The sequence below is a fragment of the Aquimarina pacifica genome (assembly GCF_000520955.1).
GTDB lineage: Bacteria > Bacteroidota > Bacteroidia > Flavobacteriales > Flavobacteriaceae > Aquimarina > Aquimarina pacifica.
This window is the reverse complement of the sequence record NZ_JACC01000071.1, coordinates 1-7,745: the sequence shown is the minus strand read 5'-3', so window position 1 is coordinate 7,745 and position 7,745 is coordinate 1. Positions and strand designations below refer to the sequence as shown.

Below are 7,745 nucleotides of genomic sequence, written 5' to 3'. Positions count from 1 at the left end.
AACAGGAAGATGCCGATATGCAACCAACATCCTCAAGTGGATCTTGGACTTATTATGATCTTACTGAAGGTGCTATAGCAAATACTTATTTTTTAACATTACCCGCTGTCAATACAGAATTCAAAAGATTGCAAATTGACAATACTGGAGCTGTAAAAATGGTTGGTGATGATAGAAATGGTACTTGGGAATCGTTCTTAATTACAGAAGTAACAGATACAAAAGAAAATAATACCATTACGATTCAAGAAAACGAAACAGGTTTTTGTTCTGTTGATGGTACGATAGACAATAATCACAGTTCATATACAGGAACAGGATTTGCTAATACCGCAAATACGTTGGGTAATAGTATTGATTGGGAAATTGATGGTGCTGCGGGATCGTACACATTTACCTGGAGATATGCTTCTACAAGTAACAGACCCGCTGACTTACTTATTGACGGAACCACTGTTTCTTCAGATATCGAATTTAATTCTACAGGTGCCTGGGCATCATGGGGGACCACACAATCAGTTACGGTTTCATTATCTGCTGGGGCTAAAACTGTAAGACTACAATCAACTACGAATTATGGATTAGGAAATATAGATTATTTAGAAATAACAGGACCAGAAGTGACAGGTTCGGGGTGTGCTAAACTAAGTCTATCTAACAATGAAATTGGTTTAAAATGTTATCCAAATCCACTAGCTGGTTCTGATATGCTAACCATTGATTTGCCAGAAACCTCAACAGCAAGAGTACAACTTATAAACTTATCAGGACAGGTAATAGACTCCACTGTAATTAATGACGGAAGTGGCACTATGACATTCCAAAATCCTGCAAGTGGTGTTTATATTCTAAAGGTAGTTACTGATACCAAATCATATTTCGAAAAAATTAGTATTCAGAAATAGAAGCAATAACGTAGTAAATACCGTTATAACCAATCATATATTCAATTTATACATTTAGCCATGAAAAAAATATCACATCTAATTAATTTTCTTAAAACTACATTCAAGCCTTTACTCGCTGTAACAGTACTATTATTAATGGCAAGTTTTCAGATGAATGGTCAAACGGTGGTAAATTCGTTAGCAGCCCTTCAACCCTATTTAGATGATGATAATGTTAATATAAAGTTAGCACCTGGAACTTATACAATTACTGCAGATAATGCAGGTAACTATGGAATGTATGAAGATCATTACAGAACAGTTTATACATTATTTCCTTTCATGGGTAATAATAGCACATTTGATTTTACTAATGTGGTCATAAATGTGGAAACAGAAGTGCTAAGTAATTTTGGGAATGTAGATGTTTATGAAATTCGGATAGGAGGAAATAATAACGTATTAAAAAATTTAACATTAACTGATATTGGCTCTGTTTATGATGCACCAGGCAGAGGTGCAAATAGCATCGTAATGGATGGTAAAAATAATGTAATAGATGGTTTTACAGTGACCGCAAAAGGATCTTCTCCTTATGGGTACGGAGATATCTTTGGTAAAGGAGGTGGTGCAATGGTTAGTCTAAAAAAGCATAGTGGAATCCTAATTAGAGGGGACTACAATACGCTTAAAAATACAACCATGATTCATAGGGCTTTTGGTCATTGTGTTTTCTTTCAAGCCGCTAACCATCCAACAGTTGATGGTTGTTATATCGAGGGAGAAATGCGTTCTACAGATGATATTTTGAAAGAAGAGGGTACTGGTAGTACTGCGGATGATTTAGATTTTATGACTATCTGGGGATATAAACTACCATCTGGTTTTATGATTGCTCTCTGTGAAGCGGGAATTCGCGCATATAACGCAGGAGAAACGTTTATTGACGGAGTATCTTATAGTAGAGGTACCAATGATGTGACTGTTTTGAATACTGTAGTAAAAAATACGAGAACAGCTTGTACCATATCACAAGGTTCTGGATATAGATATGTAGAGAATGTTACATCAATAGGGAATGAGTTTGGATTTGGAATAGGAAGTGGTGATATTGTTAATTGTAAAGCAGACGCTGCATACGGTCCTATTATTGATGGTGCTAGTGGTATAGAAGGTACTATTACACTTATAGATCCAGAAAATGGTTATTATAATGGATCCAAGAGTATTGCTAGTGTAACAGGAGGAACATTTACTATGTATTCAGCGGCAACAGATGTCCCTTCTGATTTAGCTATTAGATTAGGAAGTCATAGATCATTTCGTCATCAAGAAGGCAGTAATTTAATGTATCAGGTTACCACTGATTTTTCTGGTGGCGCTTTATATAATCATAGTAATGTTGCTGTTGATTTAGGACCGGGATCGGATAATGTAGATATTTACACATGTGGTTCAGTGACTGATAATGGCACAAGTAACTCAATTAATTATTGGGATGATTGTGATACGGGGCAAATAGTTTGTGGTGACTTTAATGCCTTTGCACAAATAGAAGCAGAAGACTATTGTAATGAATATGGAATACAGATTGCAAGTGGTAATGTAGGTTATATAGAAGATGGAGATTGGATTATGTTTAGTGATGTAGATTTTGAGAATGGGGTATCATCAATTTCCGCATCAGTATCAAGCGGTAATTCTGGTGGAACTATTGAGATAAGACTAGGGAATGCAACAGGCAATTTACTTGGGACTTTAGAGGTTTCGAATACAGGATCATGGACTTCTTGGGAAACAGTGACGGCAACTATTAGCTCGGTTAGTGGTGCCCAGGATATCTACCTCGTTTTTACAGGAGGATCTGGCTATTTGTTGGATATAAATTGGTTTCAGTTTTCTAATGATAATATAGGCAACGATTGTGACGTACCATGGAGTGAAAATACACTTACAGCAACTCAGGAAACTCTGAATTACGAATCTGAATCTATTGATATTTCTTGTGTATCCAGCGCAACTATATCTATGGATATTTCTGGAGTGGGCCCTATGGAAACAGCAGATTATTTAAATATCTATTATTCGATTGACGGAGGTGCACAAAAAATACTTTCTGAAAACACAAATGCATTTTCTCAAAAAACAGTTTCTGTTTCTGGAATTAGTGGAAACTCAATTCAACTTAGTATCTCTGCTAAAACAAGTTATGGAGACGAAACCTATACGATTTCAAACATAAAAGTGACAGGAAGTAGTCAGGTTGCTTCGTTCTCAAGAATAGAAGCAGAGGATTATGATGGAATGTTTGGAATTCAGACAGAGGCAAGCTCAGAAGGAACAGATAACGTTGGATGGATCAACAATGGAGATTGGCTGCGTTTTGATGCAGTTGATTTAACAGAAGCTCAAAGTGTTGATTTAAGAATCGCCTGTAATTTTACCGGTGGAACTATTGAGGTAAGAACCGGAAGTACAACAGGAACACTCATAGGAAGTACCTCTGTTTCGAATACAGGAGGAAACCAAGAATGGATAACGCTAAGTGCTGCTATAAGTGACACCGCAGGAGTTCAGGATATCTATTTAGTATTTAATGGTGGTAGTGGGTATCTGTTTAATATTAATTGGCTAGAATTTTCAGCGGATAGCTACAGTTCAAAAAATCTAACTCCTAGCAATGAAGCACTCGTATACCCTACCCTAGTTGAAAATGTTATGACTATTGAGGTGGCAACCTCTCAATCCTATGGGGTTGCAAATATTATCAATATTGCGGGACAAGTCGTTGCTTCAAAAAATATTACGGGTGGTGTAAACACAATAAACCTAGAAAATTTACATGCCGGTATGTATATAGTAAACATTAAAAATATGGAGAATAATATTGTCAAAAAAATAGTGAAAAAATAGTGAAAAAATAGTAAAAAAATAACCCAAAACTAAGTAACCAATTAAAGCTCCGAAATGATGAAAAAAAAACAATCCCCAAAAAAACATACTAAATCAATTTATGTTATGAAAAACAAATTTTGTTTATTAAAAAAAAGAAAAACTAATTTCTCAATATTTCTACTACTTTTTATAACAGTATTTAGTTCCTATGGACAAACTATTATTTCAAGTGTTACTGAATTAGCTGAGGCAGTAAGTAAATCAAACCAGAATATTGTCATGCAAGCTGGAGTATATGATATTGGTGATTATCTCACACCAGCAAATATCGATAGCAAAACCCCTGCAGATGCATATAACAGAAAAGCCATGCTTAGGTTTAGTGGAAGTAATAACACTTTTGATTTTACAGGCGTGACTATTAACATACCTACATCATTATTGAGCTATATAGGCAGAGGTATTGAATTTCATTTAACAGGAAGTAATATCAATTTAAAAGGCTTAACAGTTACCAATACGGGGAATAGTCTTCCAGCAAACCCAGGAATTGCTTTAATGACTGTCACTGGAGATTATATTACACTTGAAAATGTGACCTTGAATGTGGCTGGCTCTTCGCCATACGGCTATGGCGATTTATTAGGAAAAGGCGGTACAAATTTGGTAGGAATGAAAAAACATAGTGGTATGATAGTCGAAGGCTTAGACTGCAAGTTTATAGGTTGTTCAGTTTACTCCAAAGCATTTGGACACATGATTGCTGTTCAAGGTGGTAGAAATGTTTATTTTCAAGATTGTCATGTAGAAGCTGTAACTCGTACAACAGATGAGATGTTAGCTGAAACTTCGGGACTAGCATATGGTGTAAATTTCGCTTCGGTTTGGCCTAATTATGATGGGGAGAAGGTAATAACGCCTGGTTACACTAAATCTTTGAGTGAGGACGGTTATCGTGCTTATGGATCGGGCGCTACAGGTTTTAATACTGCTGGAATAACCTTAGTAAATTGCACTGCCAAGAATGTACGTGTTGGTTTTGCTTTAGAATATGGAGGCCCAATGTTGATTCAAAATTGTGAGGCAACTGGTTGTGAAGGTGGATATAACGTTGCAGATGCAACCATCGAAAATAGTCGTGGTGATGCAGTAAACGGCCCATTGTTGTACCTCTCAGGTAATAATTCTGATGTAGAATTAGCATTAATGCCAACGCTTCCTACTACAACATTGCATGCTATAGCTACTATTGCTGGGAACAATCACAATGTGACACTCACGAAATGGGAAAACCAAACTAGAACTCAAGATCATAAAATTTTATTAGGGGCGACAAGACCAACCGCAGTAAATCCATTTTCACCTTTAGGAACGGGTTCGGCTTCTGGTGTTACCCTAAACAATTGTACAGGAATGCCTATTGAGGTTTATTCAACAGTAAGCTCCAGTGTTATTAATACAAACGGTCAGGTGATTGCCAATAATGGTTCAAATAACGATATTTCACAGATTGATTGTTCAGATACAACAACAGGATGTACAAACTACATTTCAAACGTTACTCCTCCATCTGGTCTGGTATCAGGAATCAATTATAGTTATTATGAAGGTTCTTGGGACTTGTTACCAAATTTTAATTCACTTACAGCAGTTTCAAGCGGAATAGCATCTTCGATTGATCTTAGTAACGCTTCTAGTGTCGATAACTTCGGATTAACTTTTGATGGGTATATAAATGTACCAACAGAAGGAGAGTACACCTTCTACACAACTTCTGATGATGGTTCTGCCTTATGGATTGATGGAAATCAAGTGGTTTCTAATGATGGATTGCACGGCGCTAATGAAGAATCTGGAAACATCTGCTTAGAAGCTGGGTATCATGAAATTCGTGTCGAGTTTTTCGAAAAAACAGGAGGCAATACCTTATCAGTATCCTATGCTGGTCCTGGAATATCTAAAACAACATCTTTAAATCTTTACGGTACTCCTGTTATTTCTGGATGTTCTCTTCCTTGGAGTGATAATGACTTTACTGTGACAGATCAGACAGTAAACTATAGCTCCGGAATTGTTGATATCTCTTGTGGTTCAAACGTAGAAGTATCTATGAATTTAGAAGGAGTTGGATCCATGGAAGATGCAGATTATCTAAATGCGTATTATAAAGTAAATGGAGGTTCGCAACAAATACTTTCTGAAAACGTAAATGCTTTTTCAGAAAAGACCGTTTCCGTAAGTGGCATTAGTGGTAATACGATTGAAATTATAGTTAATGCATATACAAGTTATGCAGGTGAAGTGTATACGATATCGGACATCTCTATTTCTGAAGATGACGGTACTACCAAACAAGATCAAACAATATCTTTTGGAGCTTTAGCATCAAAAAATGTTACAGATGCAGACTTCGCTCCTGGAGCAACAGCAAGTTCTGGGTTATCGGTTTCATATACAAGTTCTAATACTTCTGTAGCGACTATTGTAAATGGTAATATTCGTATTGTAAGTGATGGTACTACGACTATTACCGCATCACAAGCGGGTAACACAACTTATAACCCCGCTCCGAATGTAACAAGAACCTTAACAGTAAATGAAGTTAATACTAGCGGAAACTTGGCATTAAATGGTGCAGCAACACAATCATCAACATCACAGGCACACGGCGGTGAAGCTTCTAGAGCAATCGATGGTAATACAAACGGTAATTGGTCCACAGGTTCTGTAACACATACAGAATCTGAAACAAATCCATGGTGGCAAGTAGATCTTGGATCTAATCAGAATATTGGTGACATTAATATATTTAATAGAACCGATAGCTGTTGTATGGATCGTTTAACAAATTTTACAGTTTCTGTAATTGATGCCTCTGGTAATATTACCTTCTCACAATCATTTACCTCCTACCCTGACCCATCTATTACCGTAAATGCAGATGGAGCCAATGGAAGTATCGTTAAAATTCAGCTAAATGGAACTAATGTTTTATCATTGGCAGAAGTTGAAGTGTATGCCGGTACACCAAATACGAATACCAATACGATTACGATTCAGGAAGATGCAGTAGGGTTCTGTAACGCAGATGGATCGATTGATAATAATCATGCAGGACATACAGGAACAGGATTTACTAATACAGATAATGCAACAGCTAATGGTATCGATTGGAAAATTGATGGATCCGCTGGATCATATACCTTCACTTGGAGTTATGCAAGTTCAAGCGATAGATCAGCAAAATTGATTGTTGATGGATCCACTGTGGTAAGTAATATTGCTTTTAATGCCACAGGAGGTTGGACTTCTTGGGATACAGAATCAGTAACCATTAATTTATCCGGTGGAGCTAAAGACGTGAGACTTGAAGCGACTAATACTTCTGGACTTGGTAATATTGATTATATAGAAGTAACGGGACTTAATGTATCTGCTTCGGACTGCGTTACGGATGGAACTGGTGACTGTTCTGATTTTTTTAATGGTATCACTGTAAGTCATGTAAACCCAAGTTGTAGCAACAATGATGGGCAGATTATTGTATCCTTTGCAAATTCTAGTGCGCATACACAAATTCAGTTAAGTATTGATGGAGGGAGTTCGTATCCAGTAACAGTCAATGATAACTCTGGTTCTTATAGTTTTACAGGATTAAATATTGCAGAATATGAACTTGCAGCACGATATGCAGAAAATGATTGTGAGTATAATATCGCACATGTAAATTTGGTTGAGGATTGTGGAGATATCACTTTAAACCCAGGAGGAGTTTCTTGGCATGATAGTTATGAAGCAAATGGTTTTTGCTGGTGTAGTACAAACTTTGATCATAACCTGGATGACAAAGTTGTTACAATCAACGGAACTCAATTTAGTGTGGTTGACATCTGCGATGAATTAGAACAGCACCCACTGTTTAGAGACAGAAATGATGGAGACAATATATACAATGATGTACAA

The 7,745-nt window shown here is 36.6% G+C and carries 3 protein-coding genes; all 3 read left to right on the top strand.

Features of this window, described 5'->3' with window-relative positions:
* Positions 1–905, top strand: a 905-nt coding sequence (locus tag DZ60_RS23650; protein ID WP_206538661.1) for a T9SS type A sorting domain-containing protein, incomplete at its 5' end; no start/stop codon positions are given.
* A gap of 60 nt (positions 906–965) precedes the next feature.
* Positions 966–3,800 carry a carbohydrate-binding protein gene (locus tag DZ60_RS0121575; RefSeq protein WP_025744089.1) on the top strand — a complete coding sequence of 945 codons (2,835 nt, stop codon included), beginning with the start codon at positions 966–968 and terminating at the stop codon, positions 3,798–3,800.
* A gap of 105 nt (positions 3,801–3,905) precedes the next feature.
* A partial coding sequence (locus DZ60_RS23645; protein WP_161634455.1) for a PA14 domain-containing protein occupies positions 3,906–7,745 on the top strand: 3,840 nt, incomplete at its 3' end.